At 33.5% G+C, this 22,070-nt stretch carries 19 protein-coding genes; 2 read left to right on the top strand and 17 right to left on the bottom strand.

The features are described 5' to 3' along the window. The first annotated feature begins 136 nt into the window (after positions 1-136). Positions 137-619, top strand: coding sequence for a hypothetical protein (locus GSY47_RS07765; protein ID WP_179002721.1), 483 nt, complete (start codon positions 137-139; stop codon positions 617-619). A gap of 102 nt (positions 620-721) precedes the next feature. Here the strand turns inward: GSY47_RS07765 and metQ are convergent, their stop codons facing one another. From metQ to GSY47_RS07710, 11 genes are all read right to left on the bottom strand, one after another. After that, positions 722-1,534, bottom strand: coding sequence for a methionine ABC transporter substrate-binding lipoprotein MetQ (gene metQ, locus GSY47_RS07760; protein WP_179002720.1), 813 nt, complete (start codon positions 1,532-1,534; stop codon positions 722-724). 34 nt (positions 1,535-1,568) lie between these two features. Continuing rightward, entirely contained in the window at positions 1,569-2,222 is a 654-nt protein-coding gene (locus GSY47_RS07755) for a methionine ABC transporter permease MetI (protein ID WP_179002719.1), read from the bottom strand. Then, positions 2,215-3,246, bottom strand: coding sequence for a methionine ABC transporter ATP-binding protein MetN (gene metN / locus GSY47_RS07750; protein ID WP_179002718.1), 1,032 nt, complete (start codon positions 3,244-3,246; stop codon positions 2,215-2,217). Before metN ends, GSY47_RS07755 begins: the two co-directional genes overlap by 8 nt. Before the next feature lie 324 nt (positions 3,247-3,570). Beyond that, positions 3,571-4,599 carry an NHL repeat-containing protein gene (locus tag GSY47_RS07745; RefSeq protein ID WP_179002717.1) on the bottom strand — a complete coding sequence of 343 codons (1,029 nt, stop codon included), beginning with the start codon at positions 4,597-4,599 and terminating at the stop codon, positions 3,571-3,573. Next, positions 4,590-5,804 (bottom strand): hypothetical protein, encoded by a 1,215-nt coding sequence (locus GSY47_RS07740; protein ID WP_179002716.1) that lies wholly within the window; start codon positions 5,802-5,804, stop codon positions 4,590-4,592. The genes GSY47_RS07745 and GSY47_RS07740 overlap by 10 nt, the downstream gene beginning before the upstream one ends. A gap of 163 nt (positions 5,805-5,967) precedes the next feature. Then, positions 5,968-7,089, bottom strand: a complete 1,122-nt coding sequence (gene nagA / locus GSY47_RS07735) for an N-acetylglucosamine-6-phosphate deacetylase (RefSeq protein WP_179002715.1) — start codon at positions 7,087-7,089, stop codon at positions 5,968-5,970. Between the two features lie 140 nt (positions 7,090-7,229). Beyond that, on the bottom strand, positions 7,230-8,033 hold the full coding sequence (locus GSY47_RS07730; RefSeq protein WP_179002714.1) for a DUF2490 domain-containing protein: 804 nt from the start codon (positions 8,031-8,033) through the stop codon (positions 7,230-7,232). 512 nt (positions 8,034-8,545) lie between these two features. Further along, the gene (locus GSY47_RS07725; RefSeq protein ID WP_179002713.1) at positions 8,546-9,943 is read right to left on the bottom strand and encodes a TolC family protein; all 1,398 of its coding nucleotides are present in this window, start codon (positions 9,941-9,943) and stop codon (positions 8,546-8,548) included. Position 9,944: 1 nt separating this feature from the next. Further along, positions 9,945-11,297: an HlyD family secretion protein gene (locus tag GSY47_RS07720; protein ID WP_179002712.1), complete on the bottom strand. Its 1,353-nt coding sequence runs from the start codon at positions 11,295-11,297 to the stop codon at positions 9,945-9,947. Between the two features lie 2 nt (positions 11,298-11,299). Next, entirely contained in the window at positions 11,300-12,955 is a 1,656-nt protein-coding gene (locus GSY47_RS07715) for a peptidase domain-containing ABC transporter (RefSeq protein WP_179002711.1), read from the bottom strand. 101 nt (positions 12,956-13,056) lie between these two features. Further along, the gene (locus tag GSY47_RS07710; RefSeq protein WP_317197914.1) at positions 13,057-13,416 is read right to left on the bottom strand and encodes a hypothetical protein; all 360 of its coding nucleotides are present in this window, start codon (positions 13,414-13,416) and stop codon (positions 13,057-13,059) included. Between the two features lie 404 nt (positions 13,417-13,820). On the opposite strand from GSY47_RS07710, the gene GSY47_RS07705 reads away from it, so the two are divergent. Further along, positions 13,821-14,279 carry a DUF1810 domain-containing protein gene (locus GSY47_RS07705; RefSeq protein ID WP_179002944.1) on the top strand — a complete coding sequence of 153 codons (459 nt, stop codon included), beginning with the start codon at positions 13,821-13,823 and terminating at the stop codon, positions 14,277-14,279. A 232-nt stretch (positions 14,280-14,511) separates the two neighbouring features. Here GSY47_RS07705 and GSY47_RS26145 read toward each other — a convergent pair whose 3' ends face one another. The 6 genes from GSY47_RS26145 to GSY47_RS07675 form a co-directional block, all read right to left on the bottom strand. Continuing rightward, positions 14,512-15,894 (bottom strand): TlpA family protein disulfide reductase, encoded by a 1,383-nt coding sequence (locus tag GSY47_RS26145; protein WP_246611286.1) that lies wholly within the window; start codon positions 15,892-15,894, stop codon positions 14,512-14,514. 24 nt (positions 15,895-15,918) lie between these two features. After that, entirely contained in the window at positions 15,919-17,394 is a 1,476-nt protein-coding gene (locus tag GSY47_RS07695; protein WP_179002709.1) for a retropepsin-like aspartic protease, read from the bottom strand. 20 nt (positions 17,395-17,414) lie between these two features. Then, entirely contained in the window at positions 17,415-18,263 is an 849-nt protein-coding gene (locus GSY47_RS07690) for a thioredoxin family protein (RefSeq protein WP_179002708.1), read from the bottom strand. Positions 18,264-18,328: 65 nt separating this feature from the next. Next, entirely contained in the window at positions 18,329-19,819 is a 1,491-nt protein-coding gene (locus tag GSY47_RS07685; protein ID WP_179002707.1) for a PKD-like family lipoprotein, read from the bottom strand. Between the two features lie 23 nt (positions 19,820-19,842). Next, a complete protein-coding gene (locus GSY47_RS07680) occupies positions 19,843-20,598 on the bottom strand; it encodes a DUF4843 domain-containing protein (protein ID WP_179002706.1) in 756 nt (251 codons plus the stop codon). 16 nt (positions 20,599-20,614) lie between these two features. Next, the gene (locus GSY47_RS07675; RefSeq protein ID WP_179002705.1) at positions 20,615-22,060 is read right to left on the bottom strand and encodes a RagB/SusD family nutrient uptake outer membrane protein; all 1,446 of its coding nucleotides are present in this window, start codon (positions 22,058-22,060) and stop codon (positions 20,615-20,617) included. Between the last annotated feature and the right edge of the window lie 10 nt (positions 22,061-22,070).

The raw sequence follows: 22,070 nt of genomic DNA, 5'->3' as shown, positions 1-22,070 counted from the left end.
GTTTCATTTTACAAAATGAAACCAGTTTTTACTCCTAAAACAATGAAAATTATATAAACACAAATTATAATGATATAACGAAAAATATTATTTTAAAATTAACTTTGAATAAAGTTATGATCTAAATAAGGATTTTATGGATATTTATGTGATTATAGAACTACTTTTAATTTCAATTGGCGCGACATCTGCCATGACTTGGTTTAGTTATGCAATGTCAGGGAGCTTTAGAGAATTGTACAAAGAACCAGTCCTTTTAAGCTTTGCTTTAGAAAGAACACATGTTAGTCATTCACAACGTTTTGAAGAAACCTGGGGATGGCTGATGCATTATGTTATTGGATTCCTATTTGTAATGGGATACCACATTATATGGGTAGAGAATATTTTGCCTCTTACGCTGTTAAGTACTCTTATACTAGGAGTTACAAGCGGTGCAATTGGTATATTCAGCTGGATATTTATATTTAAAATAACCAGATATCGAGCCCCAATTGATTTTAATGGTTGTTATATTCAGCTGTTCTTTGCCCATATTTTTTTCGCTCTTGTAGTAGCTTCCTTTAATTCTATTTCGCAGATTCTTTCAATTGTTGTAAATAATACTATTATTTTGTAAAAACCACTATAAAAAATTACAATATCAATGTCCTTTCCAGACAAAAAAGAGGGCTGTTTCTTTTTGAAACAGCCCTCTTTTTTTATTTAAATATTCTAAAAATTACCAGCCTTTTACCGCTCCGCCTTTAAATTCTTGTTCAGCAGCTTTCTCTACTTCTGGAGATTGAAAAGCCTGTAAAAACTGTTTTACCTTTTCATCATTTTTATTGTCTTCACGACTTACAACCAAATTCACATAAGGAGATTCTTTATCTTCAACGAATAAAGCATCGCGAGAAGGAACCAATCCCGCTGCAGAAGCAAAAGTATTATTGATAATTGCAATAGAAACATTTTCATCATCCAAAGCTCTAGGCAATTGAGGCGCTTCTAATTCTAAAATTTTTAAATTCTTAGGATTACTAACAATATCGGTTACTTTTGGAAGCAATCCAACACCATCTTTCAATTTCAATAAACCATTTTTCTGTAAAAGCAGTAAAGAACGTCCGCCGTTTGTTGGATCATTCGGAATAATGATGGTACTTTCGTTTTTCAGTTCAGAAAGATTTTTGATTTTTTTAGAATAAGCTGCAATCGGATATACAAATGTTTTTCCGATAATAGCCAGTTTGTAACCACGTTGCTTCGATTGTTCATCCATGTATGGTTTGTGCTGAAAAGCATTAGCATCAATATCTCCCTGACTCAAAGCTTCATTTGGAATCACATAATCGTTGAAAGAAACCAATTCTACTTCTAAACCAAATTTTTCTTTCGCTACTTTTTTTGCAGCTTCAGCGACTTTTAATTCTGGACCAGAAGCCACTCCTACTTTTATAAAATGCGGATCATTGTTTTTACTTTTTCCACAGTTTGACAACACAAGAGCCAAAGCCAAAACTCCAGCAGTTTTCCAAATATTTAATTTCATAATTGTTATTTTTTAATTCTAAATTTTTAATTGATTATCGGTGGTCAAATCGTTTTGACAATCGGTCTCCCACAAACTGAATCAGGAATACTAAAAGCACTAATAAAGCCAATACCGAGTTCATCGTCACGGCATCATAACCAATATATCCATATTGATATCCTACTTGTCCAAGTCCGCCCGCTCCAACTGCTCCACCCATTGCAGAATAACCTACAAGAGTAATTAAAGTAATCGATGCTGCATTGATTAACGAAGGCAGTGCTTCTGGCAATAATACTTTATATACAATTTGAAAAGGTGTTGCTCCTAAAGCTCTTGCTGCTTCTATTAATCCTGATGGAAGACCTAACAAACTATTTTCGACCAAACGAGCAATAAATGGCGCTGCACCAATACTCAACGGAACTAAAGCGGCACTTACTCCAATTGAAGTTCCTACAATGGCACGGGTAAATGGAATCATCCAGACAATTAAAATAATGAATGGAATTGAACGAAAAACATTTACCAAAACCGATAAAGTCCTATTCAAAAAAGGCTGTTCTAAAATTTGATTTTTTCGGGTAAGGAATAATAAAATCCCTGTTGGAAGACCAATTAAAAAACCAAAAAAGCCCGATACAAAAGTCATTACAATGGTTTCCCATGTTCCTTTTAACAATAAATCTATAAGAGAATCAGACATAACCTAAAATTTCTGTTTTTATGTGTTTTGAATTAAAATAGTGAATTGCAGCATCGTAGTTTTCGCGTTTTCCTGATAACTCGATCAGCATCACACCAAAATTCACTTCGCCTGCCTGATCCATTTGTGCACTTACGATTTTGAAATCGGTATCGAAAAGTCTTGATACTTCTGAAATTACGGGTTCGTTAACTGATTTTCCCGTCATTTCCAGTTTCAATAACGGATTAAGGTTTCCGTTATCTTCTTTCTGTAATTTTTCCTGATAAACAGACGGAATTTCAATATGAAGTGAAGATGAAATAAATTCTCTAGTCAATTCATGTTTTGGATCTGCAAAGATTTCGCCCACACTTCCCTGCTCAATTAATTTTCCATGACTGATAACGGCCACTTCATCACAAATTGATTTTACCACTTCCATTTGGTGCGTAATCAACAAAATGGTAATATTAAGTCGTTTGTTAATGTCTTTCAGTAAATTCAAAATCGATCTTGTGGTTGCAGGATCTAGCGCACTTGTCGCTTCATCGCACAAAAGCACTTTTGGATTATTGGCTAAAGTTCTGGCAATTGCAACACGTTGTTTTTGTCCACCAGAAAGACTAGCTGGATAGTCATTTGCTTTTTCTGCCAAACCAACCAATTGAAGCAATTCTAAAACTCTAGTTTTAATTTCGGATTTTGAAGTCCCTGCTAATTCTAATGGAAATGCCACATTTTCGAAAACCGTTCTAGAAGAAAGCAGATTAAAATGCTGAAAAATCATTCCGATTTGCCTTCTTTCAATTGCCAATTCGGAATTTGATAATTGCATTAAAGCTTTTCCATCTACAATAATTTCGCCCGATGTAGGTCTTTCCAATAAATTCACACAGCGAATTAAAGTACTTTTTCCAGCACCTGAAGTCCCAATCACACCAAAAATTTTCCCTGCTGGAACGCTGAGTGAAACATCAGATAAAGCAGCAACAATTCGGTCTTTTTGATGAAACGTTTTGGTTACATTTTTTAATTCAATCATTAATTAAGATTTAAAAAACAAAAAAGCCTTTCAACTATTTATGAAAGGCTTTTTCAAATAAATTATATCATTTTATATATAAGCCAGATCACTAAATTCCATAGCAATGTTACAGCACATCATACTGCTGCTATAATAATTCTTCATATTCTGGTTGTTATTTCTCATTGGTGCTGCAAATTTAAACAGTAATTTTCAATTTTAAAGCAAAAATCTTCAAAACTTTTATTTCCCTATCAAAATTATAGACTACTGAAATAATTGATTACCAAAATAAAAAGCTTCAGATTTCTCCGAAGCTTTTTATTTTTTATTTTATTTCAGTTAATTATTCTGTTCTGCAATTGTAGATTTATTCAGTTTTACAATTCGAATTTTCTTATTGGTATTATCCGATAGGAATAGCAAATTATTAAGCTGCGCTGTACCCACAATAGTTCCAAATGGATTTTGGCCTAAAATATCAGAAACATTTACAACCGCTTTATAATTCTGTTTAATAAATTCATCTTTTGGATACAATTTTAAATAAGAAATATTCCCAACAATTTCTGAAGTCACAGCCCATTCAGAACTGAAATTCACTGCAATTGGTTTTATATCTAAAAATTGTGTTTTCTCAGGCTCAATTGGCGTTGTCAATGATTTTGCCGCATTGGCTTTAATATTGGCAATATTGTAATACAAATAGCTTTTTGCATCTCTTCCCGCTACAACCAAATTGCCGTTATAAACATCCATTGAATATACTTCTGTATAACCATTCAATGTGTTTAATTTCGCAATGGGCTCTAAATTCCAATTGCTTGTTTCTGTAATTTGAGAAGTTTCAAAAACTTTAATTGACTTCTCTTTTTCTTTTACAAACACCAATCCGTCTTTTACGGCAACACCAAAAACGTGCACAAAAGTCTGCCACCATTGGCCGTTTCCAACCGTACTGATTCCGATGTTTGTGGTTTCATCAAAAACAAATAATCTCGATTCTGTACTTCCAACATAAATTCTTCCATTGTCAACAGCAACCGAAGTCAGACTTGTTAACGGAATTGTAGTAGAACCTTTTACATATTCTTTAATCGTTTTAAGATGAGCAAAAGTAACGGCATTAAAAACTTCCAATACATTTCCATTTATCACATACAATTTCTCTTTTGAAATGGCTATTCCTTTGGGATCAAATGCTTCCGTACTTCCCGGAATATTTTGTGCTGTCAAAGTCGCTTCCTCGGTTGGATAATAATAAGTATAATCTTTTGAAGTTATATCATCTTTACTGCAATTGGTAAAAAAGCAAAGTACAAGAATTAGGGGCAAAATATGTTTCATCACTTTTTTATATTTTAATTCCATTTTCCTTCGCCTTTATATTTCAGCAAAAATGGATTTTTCGGATTAATGGTAAATACTGGTTTTTTATAAGTTCCTTTTACATAATTGGTTTTGGCATACGTTTTTAAAACTTCTGGATCTGTAAAAGGAAGATCATTTAGGTAAATCAGATATTTATAAAAATGAGTCAGCATTTCCTGTTGTCCACCTCCTTCTCCGCTGTTAGCCAAATTACTGCTGTGATTGAAACCAATATGATGCGAATATTCATGTGACCAAACTGACATTTCACCAACCCAGTGTCCCGTTACATAACCTGATTCCCACTGCGACGCCAGATTTCCTCCACCCCAGGCAGAATCTCCTCCAACCATTGCCATCCAAACGGTTCTCTTATCCAGATAATTCCAATATATTTTTTCGATTTCTGCTTTTGATAGATAATCGTAAACTCCATTGACATCATCAGCATTTCCATGCCAGTTCAATGCTCCGTTTACCGCTGTACCAGCCAATGCAGCCTGTTCTTCTTTGAATTTATCAAAATTGGTAAAAGTGCTATAATACATTGGATGACTTAAGGCATACGAATAATTGATAATCATCGTAATTGCTTCTTTTGCCAAAGCGGGATTCATTGGCAGAAATTTACCCAGTTCATTAATATGATAACCATCGTGAAACTGAACTAAATGTGTCGATTTTATTTTTTTGAATTTTTGAAATAAAGGATCATCAGATTCTACAGAGAATTGAATAGCTCCAGACGAAAATCCTTCAATTTTATCGATTGTTACTGTATTTCCTGTTTCTAACAAATAATCGTTTTTCTTTTCTGTTAGAGGAAGTTTATGAAACGAACGATGAAATGCTGGTACTTTGGAAAAACTGTAAATCAGAAAACGTTTATCATAATTGGGTAACTTGGCATAAACTTTCACATCCGAAAGTCCAACAGGCGAATAAAGTGAAACTTGAACTGAATCTTTTCCTTTCTGAATAACCTGAAGCGGTTCGTTTACTCTAAACCATCGATCTGTTTTATCGTACATTTTCGCAGGATCTTCATTGTCTTCGAACATTGTCATCGGATGATTTTCGGTAGGTAAAGCAGTGGCATCTATACTTGGCAGGTAATTGGGTTGGTACGAATTTCCGTCGTCACTGCAACCAAAAATTATACTTGACAGAATAGCAAGTACAAAGAAGCGGGTATTTCTTCTCATTTTAAGTAGGTAGGTTTGGGGTTAAATATTACGTACAAAACTATCAATATGCTTTTTAAAAACAAGCCTATTGAAAGAAAAGTATGAAATTAAAATATACAAAAAGTAAATTTTCCCCACACAATGATACTTAAAGATCAGATTTAAAAGACTCTGCTTTGTTTTAGGATGTTAAATCTAAAGTTTCAATTTGAGATAAATCAGGATTAAATTTTACAAAAGCGGCAGGAAAACCAGCTTTAATTTTTCCCACTTTATCCTGCATTCCAATTGCAGCCGCTACTCTTGTAGTGGCCATTTTTATAGCTTCATCTACAGAAACATTCAGATGATTGTAAGCATTCTGGACCGCTTCTGTCATCGATATGGTAGCTCCAGCGAGATTACCTTCATCATTTCTATAAAAACCATTTTCTAAATGAGCATCAAAATTATCCCATTTAAATTTTTCAACCTTTCGACCTAAAAAAGTAGCATCGCTGATTAGAAAAAATTTATCTTGTTTTAATTTGTAGGCAATTTTTGCCGCAGCGTAATCACAATGTGCACCGTCAAGAATAACTGGCGCATAAACTGCTTCGTTTTCTAAAACAGCTCCAACCAGACCTGGTTCACGATGCCCAAACTGTGTCATAGCATTAAACAAATGTGTTACCAAATTAATTCCTTTTGCAAAATAAGGTTGTGCTTCTTTATGAGTAATAGTAGTATGTCCAATCGAAATGGTAATACCGCTTTCAATAAGTTTATTTAATTGTTCTTCTGTAAAACATTCTGGAGCGATTGTAATGACTTTGATGACATCTTTTCCTTTTTCGATAATCTCTTCCAATTCTTCATCAGTCGGTTTTCGCACTTGGTCAATACTGTGTGCACCACGTCGTAACGGATTTAAAAATGGTCCTTCTAAATGCATTCCAATTACTCCGTTATCATGTTTTTTCATGTAAGCTCGAACGGCTTCAATTCCTTCTAAAATGGTTTCTTTTGAAGAAGATATCAAACAAGGTAAAACATGTGTTGTACCGTATTTCAGACTGGCATCATAAATGTCTTGAATCGTTTCTTCGTTTGGAGTCTGGCTGAAATAAAGTTTTTCTCCGCCATTAATCTGAATATCAATAAATCCTGCCGAAAGATGATTTCCGCCCAAATCAATTTTTTCAATATCGCTTGGAATTTCCTTTTGCACTGAAATAATTTTTCCGTTTTCTACAATTACAACTCCGTTTTCAATTATTTCGTCGCCTGTATGTACAACAGCATTTACAATTGCTTGCTTCATGTTTTTTAATCTTTCTTTATAGGATGATTTATATTTCCAAATTTAAGATGGAAGATTGAATTAATTTATGTTCAAAGCAAAATAATTACTTTTTACATAATCTTACCTCTTTGGTGTTTGAAAAAAAATCGAAAGAAAAATTAATCTGCCCCGCCATCAACACTATCAAAGGTTTCGCGTTCTTTTGGTTTAACACTGTATTTAAGAGAAAACATTGGGCCATAATACACATCAAATTGAGTTCCGTTGGTACGTAATTGCATCTGCCCGATTACACCTGCAAGGAAATGAAGATTTGGTGTAATTCCTGCACTGTAATAAACCGACAATCTGAAAATATCGAAATGCTCATCGGCATAATCTTTAGAAGCAAATTTCAGCATCAATTCCGTGTAATAGCCAATATTGGGTGCTAAAAAAATAGGTTTCTCTTTGTTTTGTCTCAAAAAATGATTGACACCAAAACGCGCTCTTAATCTCGGTATCGTTTGATGATTTCCGTTTCGGTCATCAAAAAATTTGGTTTCAAAACGTACCTGTTCAAAAATAGATCCTTTAGGCATGTTTTGAGAAAGTGTTCCCATTATGATCAATCGGTTTTCTAAAGTTTTATAATTTCCTGCTTCTTCAACTGCATATTTCTGATTGTGTGCATATCCGAGCCATAATTTTAAATCTTTAAAACCCGAATACATCAGCCAAGGTCTAATTACTTTTCGCTGTGTGTATTCAAACGGATTGTCGTTTGTGTAAGCTCCTTGTGTAACTAACTGCACATCGACTTGACCGCTGAGATGCCATTTTTCGATTAATGGAAAAGCTACATCTACTTCTTCAATAGAAGCTGGAATAAATCCCATTGAGTATGGAGCATCCTGCGCTTTTAAAAGCGGAGATATCAATATGAATCCAAACAAAATCACACTTCGCTTAAATAAATGCATGGCATTCCTTATTTAAATTATTGATTACAAACAGAAAACGCATCAAATTTAAAGAAAGAAGCAGAAAACTATTTAAAAAAGCGGTTTCATATTATAAAATGAAACCATCTTTAAACTGTATTCCATAAAAAACAAGATTTCTTAAAAAAGAGCTCTCCTTTGCTAGCTCAGGAGAAGCGAAATATTTATAGAATAATTTACCTCGCTGGAGTTATGCAGATAATTTATTGGTCTCAAAAATAGTTTAAAACTATGCATTTAGTGCATTTCGCTTTCAGCTTCTAAAAAACTTTATAACCACAAATTGCACAAATTTTCACAAATTAATTTGCGAGAATTTGTGCAATTTGCGGTTTAATTTCAACATCGTAAACTTTCAGTCGATAGTGGTTTAGTTGTAAATATTTACACCTAATGAAAGAGGCTGTCCTTTTGAGACAGCCTCTTTAAAAAAAAATAAACTCTGAAAATTAATAGTATGCAGACTGGTACGAACTGCATATCATTTATAATTAATCTGGATTTGCCAGGATTTTATACAATTCGGCATTCGAAATATAGAACTGATTCTCTAAACTAATCTGAGATAACTTAGCGCTTACCAAATTATTTTCTCTTGAATTGATTAAGAAAATCGAACTTTCTCCAAATGAGAATAGTTTTTCTTCTGAGTTTAACATCGTCATATAATCCGTCACCAAATTATCAATTACGATTTTTTGTCTTCGTAAAGAAGCAATTTCGGTCTGCTGTGCTTTGATTTTATTTTTAAGTTCTAAACGCTGCTGACCAATATCAAACTGTAAATCCTGAATCTTTAATTTTGCCATTTTTAAGTTTCCTCTTTCTTTTCTTAAGAAAATTGGAAAGCTGAAATCGATATTGAATTTATAATCATCGGCATTAAATGTATTCCAATAATTCGGTTCAGAAATATAATTATAACCTACGTTTACTTTTGGCAAAAGCGAGTTGGCTTTCAACTGTCGGTTTACTTCCAAAATATCCATTTTGGTTTCCAAAGACTGTATTTTAGGATGTGAATCCAAAGATTCCACATCGACCATCATGGCATCCGTTCTTAACGTTTCTTCGATTGTCTGAATTAAATTCTGCTCTGGTTTTACCACATCGCCTAATTCAACTGGAACATTTTCGATCCATAAAAAATTAGACAATTTCAGTTTTGCTTTCGCTAATTTCAAATTTCCGTTCTCCACATTTAATTCTCTGTTTCTAACGGTAATTTTAGCTTCAACGCTGTCAATTGCAGCACCATCACCCGCATCAATAAGTTTTTTAACGCCTTGAAAACGAGTACTGGCAAAACCTAAATAATTTCTATACAATTCAGCTTCATTATAACTTCTTCTCCACTCAAAATACGCTTCGCTTGCCTGATACAAAACTTCGATAGCTCTTAGTTTTCGCTGTGCGTCACTTAATTTTATGTTCAGTTTTCCTTCTCTTACATCAGCCATACGCTGATTGATAAACATTCCCTGACCTAAAGCAACAGTAATTCCAAGCGAAGCTAAACCAGCTTCTGGCGTACGATTCTGCGGATTGTAATATTGTCCGTCTGTATCATCAAAACCTGCTTTGATCTCTACTCCGTACCAAGTTGGAATTTTGAAACTGCTGTTTAATAACGAATAATATTCTGTTCCTTTAAATTCTTTCTTATTGTAATCTACTTCAATTTTTGGATCAAATCCGCCTCGCGCTGCCATTAATTTAGCCTGCGCATTGGTCACTTCAAGATTGGCTTGTTTTACCAGCGGATGGTATTTTTTGACATATCCCAAAAACTCGCTGAAAGTAAGTTCTTCTTGATTAAAGTTCTGACTTTGAAGCGAAGAAAAACTGAGCAACAATAAGAAAGAAAACAATTTTACAAGATTTCTCATTTTACTTTTTCTCCTTTCCTTTTGCTTCTTTTTCTCCTGAATTATAATAATTTGGCGGGAAACCATTTAAGTTTCGCCAAATCTCATACCATACCGAAACGGTTTCCAGCAATGCAATACTTTGCGCACCGGCACCAATACTTAGTTCTTTTGGCCAGTGACGATCTTCTCCATCCGGCGAAACTAAAATTCGGTATTTTCCATTCGAACTGATAAAGTTTTCAATTGCAACCACTTTACCACCGTAAGTTCCGTAAGATAATCCCGGCCAACCAGAAAATACAATTCGTGGCCATCCGTCAAACCAAACACGAACCTTTGCGCCTCGGTGAACTAATGGTAAATCGATAGGATCTACATAAGTTTCTACCGCAATATCATAACTTGCAGGCATGATACTTACAACTGGAGTTCCTTCTTTTATCGTTTCTCCAAGACCTGCTAATAAAGCACGGTTTACATAACCGCTTTGTGGTGCTGTAATGTAATACAAACCATTTCTTAATCTGTAGTTCGTATACTGATTTTCTAACTTATTTACCTGAGCTTCTGTATCGTATTGGGTACTTAAAGCTGTAAATTTATCACTTCTGGATTTTGAAATTTTTTCCGCATATTCAGCTGTAATTCTATTGATCTCCACTTTCGCATTGATCAATTCATTTCTGCTACTCAATAATTTATTTTCCTGCGTAATAATATACGCTTCAGATTCTTGCAATTTTAATCTTTTCTGCTCGACATCTGTCATTGGCTTTAGGCCTTCTTTATTTAAAGCTGTCGAACGATCAAATTGTGTTTGTGCAATTCGGAGCTGCGTTCTTACCGCAACCAAATCCATACTGTCGCTTTTTATTTTAAGTCTTGCTTGTTTTATTTTATTTCCAGCTTGTTCTAATTTCAATTGTCTTTCAGTATTCAGAGACTGTGCTTGAACATCAAGAGAGTTGACTTTATCGCCGTACGATTCAACTGCCATTTTTTTAGCATCAACTTGTTGTTTGGTATTTCCAACCAAATTTGGATCCAGGTAATCTTCTTTGATCTCCGAAATAAAAAGGATTGTATCTCCTTTTTTGACATAATCCCCTTCTTTTACAAACCATTTTTCAATTCGTCCTGCAATAGCATTATGAACTGTCTGTGGTCTTTGATCTGGTTTTAAAGTAGTTACAGAACCGCTTCCCGAAATATTTTGTGTCCACGGCAGAAAAAGGCAGCAAACGCAGAAGATCAAAAATCCGATTATGACTTTATTTAAAATTCTATAATGAGGTCTGCGGGCAACACTCGTAATCGATTTGTATTGACCCGGAGTTATAAGTACGTTATTATCTTTAGATATATTGAGCATGATTAAAGCTTTATGTCGTTAATAATTTTTCCGTCATCAATCGTGATCATACGACTGCATTTGCTCTTCCAAACATCACTTTTAGAAGTTACAATTACGGTCCAGTCATTTTCTTCGGAAAGTAAAAAATCAACAATTTTATTCGAAGTCAATTCATCCATTTTATCCACTGGATCTTCTAAGAATAAGATATTTGGTTTACCCACAATACTTCTTGCCAAAAGAATTTTTTGCACATCAGAAGCAGAAAGTTCACGTCCTCCCGGATGAATTTGATTTTCTAATCCATTCTCAAAAGTTTTGATGTAAGGCGTAAGCCCAACATTATCTAAAGCCCATTTTAAATCGTCGCTGTTTAAAGTTTCATTTCCAAAAACAATATTCTCGCGAATTGTTCCTGCAAATAAGGTATCGCCCTGAAGAAACGTTCCTGCCTGAGCTCTATAGGTATCTTCAGTTAAACGGTTCATATAATTGTCAGTCACATACATGGCACCACTTTCTGGTTCTAAAACTCCAGACAGAAGTCGCAATAAAGTACTTTTTCCAGCTCCATTTGTCCCCGTAAGAATGATTTTTTCTCCCTGAGAAATTTTCAGGTTAATATTCTTAAGCGACTTTTTGTTGTGATCTGGATAATTATAATTGATACTTTCGGTTTCAATGTTGATTCCTTTTTCTGTTTTTCCAGAAGTTTCTGGAATACATGAAATTTCCATATCCGTTACCTGACCAATTTTTTCAACTGAAGTTAATACATCGTAGAAAGATTCTAATCCGAAAATAATTTTTTCTACCGAGTTGATCAACAATACAATTACGATCTCAGCTGCTACGAACTGCCCTATGTTCATTTGGTGGTGAATTACCAGAAAACCACCGATCGACAATAAGGCAGCAGTAACAATAACTTTAAAAATAGTCAGCTGTATATATTGTTTTTTCATTACCTGAAAGTGCTTTTCACGGTAATTTACGTAGCTGCTTACATAGCCGTCATTTCTATCCAAAGCATAGTCAAAAGCTGCTTTTTTGCGGAAACTTTCACGGTTGCGTGCAATTTCTTGAAGCCAAGCCGCTACTTTATATTTAAACTTCGATTCGTTCAAACTGGTTTCTAAACCATCTTTATAAGAAAATTTAAAAATAACCCATAAGATAACTATGAAAAGAAGTCCGATTACCATAAAGAAAGAATGGTAGAGTACTAATAAAATAATTCCCAACCCAACTTGGAGAAATGCTGTACAGAAATCAAGCAGTAATTTTGCCGTTCCCTTCTGCACCATCAAAGTATCGAAGAAACGATTGGCTTTTTCCGGCGCATATTCCGTATACAATTCCTTAAATTTAATTAAAGGCATTCTGTAAGCAAACTCAAAAGAAGAACGCACAAAGATTCGTTGCTGCAGATTTTCTACAATACGCAATTGTAAAATAGTTAAAACCCCGCCAAAACCAACTCCAATTGTAACCAGAATTACAAGAACAATCCAGGAAACGCTAAGCTGTCCGCTTTGAATAAAATTTATAATAGCCTGAATTCCTAAAGGCAGAGAGAGGTTTACTAAACCCGCAAATGCAGCATAGAAGATAATTTGATATACATCGCGCTTATCGAGCTGCAATAAGTTGTAAAATCGTTTAAATGGTGTCATGAATTTAGATATAAATACAAGATTATTACATAGAATAAATATACGGCAAAAACCGCATTCGAGATTAAGATTTTTTCGTCTTATCCCTAAAAAACAAGTATTTATGAGTTCACCCGAGGAGGCGGTATGTCTATTTTACCATGAAAACCAAATGAGAAGTTTGTATTGTCAATATATTTTTTTCCTTTCTGTTCGATTAGAAAATACAGGTTAGGCATTAATGATTCTGCAGAAATCAAATATTCCATTGCTGGGATTCCTTTTCCTAATTTGGCCGTTTTGGTATCTTTTGTTTTGTAGTCGTCCAGTTCTTCTGGAATACCATCACATTTGAATATTTTTTTCAGAAAATTACACGTAATCCCTTTAACGGTATAGGTTTCGGCATTAGCGTTGATGATTCGGCTAACACCATTCGAGATGTTTAAACTGCTGATTAAAAAATAGCCGACTAGTAACACCTGAAGGCATTTACATAAAAAGCTATTTTTAATTTTATTCAACATACTCTAAAAGGCGGAAATTTAAATTAAACCAGTGAAATTGAATTCCAAACTCCAATGATTTAAGGCAATTATCTTGATTTTTCTGAGCGCGCAAGTTAGAGCCATTTTTTTTTTAGAACATTAAAATAACATTAGAATTTAGAATCATTCAAAACTTTACAAAGAAATTAACAAGGTATTCTTACACTACGCAGTTGTCGAAATTATATAACAACCAACCATAATTCTATAACTCATAAAGTGGATTGGATTCTACTTTTGGATATCGAAAATTCGACGAAGTATAATCCCGAAATTTAAGATAAGTGTTACCCGAAATAGAAACCCGATTTACAAACCATTTAATAGATGATCTCAATATGATTTATGCAAAAAATGATTTGACCCGATTTTTAGATGCCCAAAACAAATTGTACTTAACTGCTTATTCTGAACTTAAGAAAGGTAAAAAAGAAACCAATTGGATGTGGTTCATTTTCCCTCAAATTCAAGGTTTAGGAAAAAGTACTCTTTCTGATTATTATGCTGTAGCTAATTTAGAAGAAGCAACAGCCTACCTTAATCATCCCGTTTTAGCAAAACACTTAATTGAGATTTCGAAGTTATTACTGACTTTAAAAAAGAAGTCTGCTGAAGGAATTTTAGGTGAACTCGATGCACGAAAACTGCATTCGTCTATGAGCTTGTTTGTTCAGACAGAAAATGCCGACCCTGTATTTCAAGAGGTCTTGGATACTTTTTTCTATGGTCATTTGGATCAGATGACTTTAAATTTTACTCAAAAAACTGTTGTCCTGCCAGAGACAGTACTTTCTTAATACTCTTAGAACAAAAAAGGGAACAGCTTAAAAACTGTTCCCTTTTTTTATGCATTTCTTTCTATTTGATGCTCCAAAAAAGAGGGCTGAATAGCAAAAAACAACCCTCTGAAAATCCACTAAAAATTACATTTACTTACTAACTCAAAATAATAATGATAGGGAATAATTAAACTATTTATTAAGCTTAAATCAGAATAAACGTTTTGAATAAATAAACATATTCGAATATTTATCCTTTCAACAATTTATCCAATTGCTCTCTCAATTCAGGATTTGAAGGTCGCATGGCATCTGCACTGATTATGTTTCCATTGGTGTCAAATAACAAGAATCTTGGAATGGCATTTACATCATAATTTTTGGCAACATCTGAATTAAAATCTTTATCGGCCATTAACTGAATACCTTTTAATTGTTCTTTAGCAACATAATCTTTCCATTTTTGAGCGTCTTTTTGTTTATCTAACGAAAGGCTTATGAAAACAATGTTTTTTCCGTGATAATCTTCTTCTATTTTTTTCATGTGTGGAATTTCTGCTTTACAAGGCCCACACCAAGTTGCCCACAAATCGATATACACATATTTTCCTTTAAAATCTGAAAATGAAACCGGTTTATCATTGATATCATTGTAAGAAAAATTTATACCTTTTTGTCCCACACTTTTATGAAGATCTTTTTCATAATCTACCAAAAAAGCCTTGCTGGCATCTGAGATTAAATAAGGTCTTATTTTTGGAGCTATTTTTTCGTATTCTTCCAGTTTAAGACGAAGACTGACAATACCATCACGAAGAAAAGCATCTTTTAAAGCCGGATCTGTAATATGGTTGATTGCTTCTGGCAAAATATCTAAACGAGCTGGTGGGGTTTCTGTATTCGTAGCTTTGTAAAAGAAATAATTTGCCATCAGGGATACACCATTTCCTAGTTTCAAAATTTCCGGATTCGTAAATTTCTTGTCTGTAATCCATTGTTTTAGTACTGCTGGGCGATCATTTTTCTCAGGAAATACATTTCTTGGCATTCTGAAAAATAAATATGTTAGATCTTCAACATCAGTGGCTACAGCTAATTTTAATAAACTATTAAATGTTTTATCTTTTGTATTGATGCTGTTCTTAAATACTTCGGCTTTGGCTAAACCTCCATCAATAAAGGGATAAAAATCTAAATATGACTTTAAATTACCTATTTGAGAAAAACCAGCAAAATCATTGTAAATCTCATTTGCTTTTTGAACCAAAGCATTTTGCCCTATATTTTTACCTCCTAAAATATAATTTTCTTCACTAATTTTAAGATCAATGTCTAATTTAGGTTCCAGATACAAACGAATTAATTGTTTTTTGGCTTTAAGTTGTCCGTAATCAATATAATAAAAACCAGATGTTGTAATTGGCAATAAAAAACCAAATTCGCCCAAGGGATTCACTTTTGATGTTGCTGCTACAACCAGTTTTCCTTGTTCTACATTGTGAATAGTAATTTCTTTAATTTCAGGGATTGAAATTGTTCCATGAACAAAAGCATATTCAGTAACTCCCGAAGCAAAACTAAATTGCGCGATAAGAAAGGTTACTAAAAAAAGATAAATAGTTTGTTTTTTCATATTTTTTAAAGTTTAATTGTTTTTTTATAATGAGATACGCAGGGATTGATTATCCTGTTCAATTATCATATCTTTTTCTGTTGTATTTGATTTGAGTGTTGTAATATTTTCCTGTTTCAATAAATCTTTTGCTTCAAAATCATTGATTTGCATTACTTTGGAACCAATTTTAAGTTTTTTCAAATCTTTATTATCGGTATCAAAAATCTTTTTAATTATTAAGTTGTTTTCGCTGTCAAAATCCAATACAAGTCCTGAGATATAAAATGATGAAGGCTTTTTAAAATTTTTATTGGGTTCTAAATAAATGGTTTTATGAACTAAATCAATTGTAAAATTGAAACGTTTAATAAGATCAATTCCTAGCGAACCATCAGCTGCAGCCCATTTTTTATTGTTTTCCTGATATTCCTGCAGCGCAATTGATACATCTAGAAAATTATTTCCATCAATTGCTACATTTGGTATTGTCCCATACACAATTCCGGTACGACTTCCTAAACTATGGTTTGTAGAAGTATAATCGGTTTTTAAACTCGTTTGCAGATTATTATTGTGATTAAAAGGTCCGTAAACAATCAAATCGTAACCGGCTCCGGTGTCAAAAGTAAAATTGCCTTCGATTTTTTTATGATCAGGAAAAGTTAAATTAACCTTTACTATTGGCACACCGGCTTTGTAATCGAAAATTAGTGGTTTTGCTTTTCCATCATAGACATAATTTCCAAAATTGTACAAATCGATCGTTTGAGTATCAAAGTTTACTTTTGTGATATACTTACGAAGTAAATTGGCTCCGAACAAACCATCGTAAGCACTGTTTTTTGGAAAAACAACCAATCCCTGATTTTTTATAACCTGATTGCCAATATAAATGGTATTGTCTGCAGCATATTGTACTTCCTGGTTTCCTCCTACTACTGATGCTGATTTGGTTTTTGTAACTACAACTCCTGCTTTGTATGCACTATCTGGATTTAATGCCATCCCATCTGCTCCCGTGTCGAATAACATTACAAAATCTCGGTCACTTTTATTAAGTTTTATTTTAACGGCAATTTGGTTTTCCAGAATTTCAAACGGAATACTGGCGACTTTTTTAACTTCGGCATTTCGATCAACATTATATAATCGATCAAATGAGGTCACATAAAGCATTTTATTGTCCTGATCAAATACTATTTCAGACGGTTCTTTTTCTCCTCCTTTAAAAAAGAAATTTACGGCTGCACGTTTTTCAGTTTTAGTCTTTGCAATTTTTCCAATCTGTAAGGAATCTAAAGCAGGAAAAGCATTAAAAATGGTCGTCAAGTAAAACTCATTTGAGGATGAATCCCCATAGCCAACAGTAAATTGCGAAGCCAAAAGATCTTTAAGAGAATTATAATCTTTATTCTGAAAAGATTTTTCGAAGGTTTTAATCGTTTCCTGAATACTTTTCTTTTGAGCATTTAAAATACATGCAAAAAACAACATTGATAAGACCAATATCTTTTTCATATTGAATTATTTTATATTGTTTAGGGATTTGATATTTTTGTACCACCAAAGTCTTTTAGTAAAACATCCGAATATCTGGCCCATTCTTCTGGCGTATAAAATTCTTTTGCGTCCTCTAATAATTTTTTGAATGCAACTAAATCATTTGTTTTTTCAAATTCTTTTTTCTTACGTTGTAAAATGGTAAAAATATGGTTTACAACACTTGATCTTCCATAATCTAAAGCTAATTTCTTGCTAGAGAAAAGGAAAGCATCATCGTATTGTTTGCCTGCTTTTAATCCTGTTATGATTACAAAAGAAACTTCCTCAGATATCGATTTAGATTTTAAATAAGTATCTATCACTTCAATAGGAACATTTCTTTTATTTGCCATGTAAGCCTGAACATAAAATTCCGGATAGTCTTTTTCATTAATTTGCGGACTGTATTTTTTAAAAATTCCTTTTGCCGCTGCTTCTTTTGCATTTTGAAGCAATCCTGTAAATTGATCCACTGACTTAAAACCAGAGGCAATATCAATGACTTTTCCATCAGAATTCAAAAATAAAAATGTTGGAAAACCGGTTACACCATATTTCATGCTTAACTTTTTACCAATTTCTTCTTTCATAATATCTGATTTGAAAGTGATAAAATTCGCGCTTAAAAATGATGCTACTTTTGGGTCTGGAAATATTTCTTTGTCCATTTCTGCACAAGGAGCACAACCTGTAAAATACAAATCGACAAAAATCAATTTATGCTCTGCAGCAGCTTGTTTTTTAACTGATTCCCAACTTTCATCTGCAGATAATGTTTGTGCGCTTGTAACAGATACTGAAGCAAGCATCAAAAATGTGATTATAATTTGAAAAATGAATTTCATAAAGTACTTTTTATAAGCCGAATGAATAGTAAATATTCATTCGGCTTTTGTTTTTAAACTTTTAATTATCGAAGACGATAGGCTACATCTACAATTTTACACAAACCAGGATAAGAATTAGTCAAAACTAAATCACCGTTAACAGGAGGTACTGTATAGAGTTCAAGTTTACCAGTTGTACCATAGCTTCCTACAATTAATTTCTTGGCAAAGGTTTTTGAGTTAGCGTTGAAGTTAAGGTAAGTTATTTCATCTGTTCCTTTGTCAATCATCAATTTTGCTGATTGAATTCCGCTGTCATATTCATATACTTTACCTCCAACTGAATAGAATAAATATCCAGAATCTGGGCTCACAGCAAAGTGGGTCGCTTTATTAAAATCGGGTGCATTAAGAATTTCTTTATAATAAGTTTGAATAACTGCTCTGCTAAATCGCAACAAATAGTATTTACCACTTGTATTGTTTTTTAAGACGGCGAAATTTTCACCTACATTAAATGCAGAAGTAACCATATAAATCAAATCAGAATTAGTATTATTCCAATCCAATACAGTGTCTGATCCTACAACTGATGGCATTGCTGAACATACTGCTCCTGTAGTGCTATAACGAACAAAACGGTGCAAATCTTTATCAAAAAGGACAGGCATCCCTTTACTTCCAAAGTTCTCAGCAATAAATGGTGCCGCATAAAATGTCTTAGTTTCTGTGTCGAGCTTGTTTTGAGGAAGCCCATATTTATACTGAAAAATTTTAAGATAGGAATAAATATTGCCTTTACTGTATATCAAATTTTCACCTGCGTCGGCAGATTTCATAAAATCTACTCCAAAATTAGTTGGCAAAGCACCTCCAACAGATTCATACGCAATATTTTGCGATTGTGTCCATGCAAATGAGTTTTCTTCAATTCTTGCTGTACCAGATTCTGAGGCTGTAACATAAATTCCGTACATCAAGGGTGTATTTACCGGATTTTTAAAACAATATACATTTACTGCTTTACCTTTTAATTTTAATGCTGAACCTGATGCATCCAGAACATCATTAATAATACGTGGTTCCGCCACACCCGGAATGATAGAAACCATATCTAGCCGTGCTTTTCCATCGACATCACCAATTACCAGCCAGCCTTCATAAATGGCTGAAACTACATTTAATACAAAAGGCTTTTGCTGCCAGCTGACTCCTGTAACTTTATCCTTGACAGAATAATAGATATTATATTGTGCAGGTGGCAATTTCAAAATTATATCCAAATTTTTTGTGTTGGCTATTACTGTCTTAGGATTTGCGACTCCTAGTATTGGGTTAAAAGCCATCCATTCATAAGTATAACGATCTGGATCACTACCATTATCTAGTGTAGCATTTAAAGTAGGTGTAATTTTAAATTTATCTCCTGTATAAACCGTATAATTTTCTTCTATACCTGTTGCTTTTATTTCATTAATTGCTTTATAATTATAATTCCCTTCATCTGTATTACAGCTCCAGTTTAAAAGAAGGAACATCGAAAAAACCAATTGTATCTTTATATTTTTTAACATTGTTATCTTTTTTTAAGTTAGAATTAAGGAAAGAACATTTCTGTCCCGTCGTCTTCGTAAATTGTATTTCCTGAAGCCTTTTGATCGGCCAAATAACGTTTCATAAAACTATTGCAATATGAGATATCGGCTATTGCTAATTGTTTTGTAAAAATTTCGGGATTAAGCTGCATCACATCACATATTAAAAACAATTTTTTAGAAGTAAATTTTCCTAAAATAGGTTCATACCACCCTAGTGGCTGTGATAAATTATCGTTAAAGCTTAACTTAAAACGAGCGAAATTCATTGTTTTACCAGTTAAAACATTGGTAACTACAGTCTGCATTTTGGTTGTAAAAAATTCATTTTCTTCCAAATTCAACACCAATGTAAAAGTTTTAGTTTTCAAAGATGGAGCTCTTAAAACTGTTACTGCAAATGTGTCGACAACCTTGCCTGCATGCAAAGTGATATTTTCTGGTAATGTAAAATGAGTTCCTGCAACAGCGGTACTCGACGGATCTACAGAAACTTTTACTTTTCTATCGACATTACTCATTTTTCCTTGTACACGAAAAGGAATTTTAAAAATTCTTTGCGTAACTACTTCTTTATCAAAAGCAAAACTAAATCCGGTGCTGTCAATTAACGGAGCACCTGCACCATTTGACGGGTATACGGCATTAGAAAAATAGATGTTATCAGTACCACTATATGTTTCAATTGCTTCCTGATTACATGATGCAATTCCTAAAAAGGATAAAATGACAACACATAAAATCAATATTTTTTTCATCTTTATTTATATTAAATTATTGAAAATTAATTTCAGAATCTGGCAGTGGCACCACATACTGAAGTGGTCCCATTGTAATATTTCCTGATGCAGCTGATCCATTGGGAATTGCGGTTATGTTGTTTCTCTTATAATAAAAAAACAATTGACCTTCGCCTATAAACTCTTTTTTATACTCTTTGGCTATTTCAGTTGTCAAAACTGCCGATGTTGACAAATTAACCAGACCTCTATTAAAACGTAACGTATTCAATAAGGCAATACCGTCTGCAGGCACTGTAGAAGTCTCTGCTGCAATTAAATACATTTCTGAAAGTTTAAGGATTGGAATTTGTAAACGAAAAACTTTAGCCTTATTAGGAACGTCTTCATATTTAAAAAAAGTCTTCATGGTTTTACCACCTGTAATTGGAACCTTCCAGCTTGGCAAGCTTCTGTAATCATTATCATTGGATTCAAAAACAGCATTCAACCTGCTTAACAATGGAGCATATATGCTTAGATTATCTAAACTGGAGTCAAATAATTGTTGCTGTTTTTGGTACAAAGTATAATCACTGAGAGAAAAGAAATTTTCTGAAGAAAAAGTACGATCAGGACTTTCTGAATTTGTGGCTTCGAGATAAGAAGTCCACGGAAAAAAACTGGTTGTTTTTGTAAAAGCAATCACTTCGTTTGCCACAGTTGATGCCCCTACTTTATCGCCAGCATATAAAAGAACACGTGCTTTCAAACATTTTACCGCCAAATAATTTAGTCGTTGACCTCGGTTTGCAGAATAATAAGGATTCCCATCAAACGCAGTTGTAGCCTTATATTTTCCTGAAGTAAGTATTGGGTCATTTTTTAAGAGCGTCAAAGATAAATCCAAATCAGCAAGTACTTTCGTTATTACCTCTTTTGCCGGTAAAATAGGATTGGCTTTTGTTGTAGCAATATCATAATAAGGCACAGCAGGATTTGAAGGTGCCACTTTATAAATGGGACCAAACAATCTTAACATATCAAAATGCAACATAGCACGAATCGCTATGGTCTCACCTTTTAACTCATTCATTTTTTCAGTAGAAACAACACCTGGATATTTATCTACACTTTCTAAAAATCTATTGCAACCCAAAATAGTGGTATAGGCTTTTTCCCAAATAGCAGTAATAGTTTGTTTTGGCACTGCTTCACTATAGGCATAGCTCGCCATTTTATTTTGTATATAAGATGTTGGCATATTATATTGTTGTCCCAAAACTTCAACAGCATCCATAGTGAGCTGTCTGCCATAAAGTTCGTTGGCCGTTAATTGAAGATAAAGACCGTTATGTGCATTTTGAATTCCTGCCTCATTACTGTAGGTTTGATCTTCTAGAATTTTATCTTGTGGTACTACATCCAAAAAATCGCTGCAGCTAATAGCTGTAACCGATATAAGGAGAACCAAAATAATTTTGTATAAATAGGTTTTCATGATGACGATA

Origin of the sequence: Flavobacterium quisquiliarum, assembly GCF_019308285.1 — a bacterium.
In the GTDB taxonomy this organism is placed as follows: Bacteria; Bacteroidota; Bacteroidia; order Flavobacteriales; family Flavobacteriaceae; genus Flavobacterium; species Flavobacterium quisquiliarum.
Note: the sequence above shows the minus strand (reverse complement) of the source record. Positions and strands in the feature narration are given on the sequence as shown.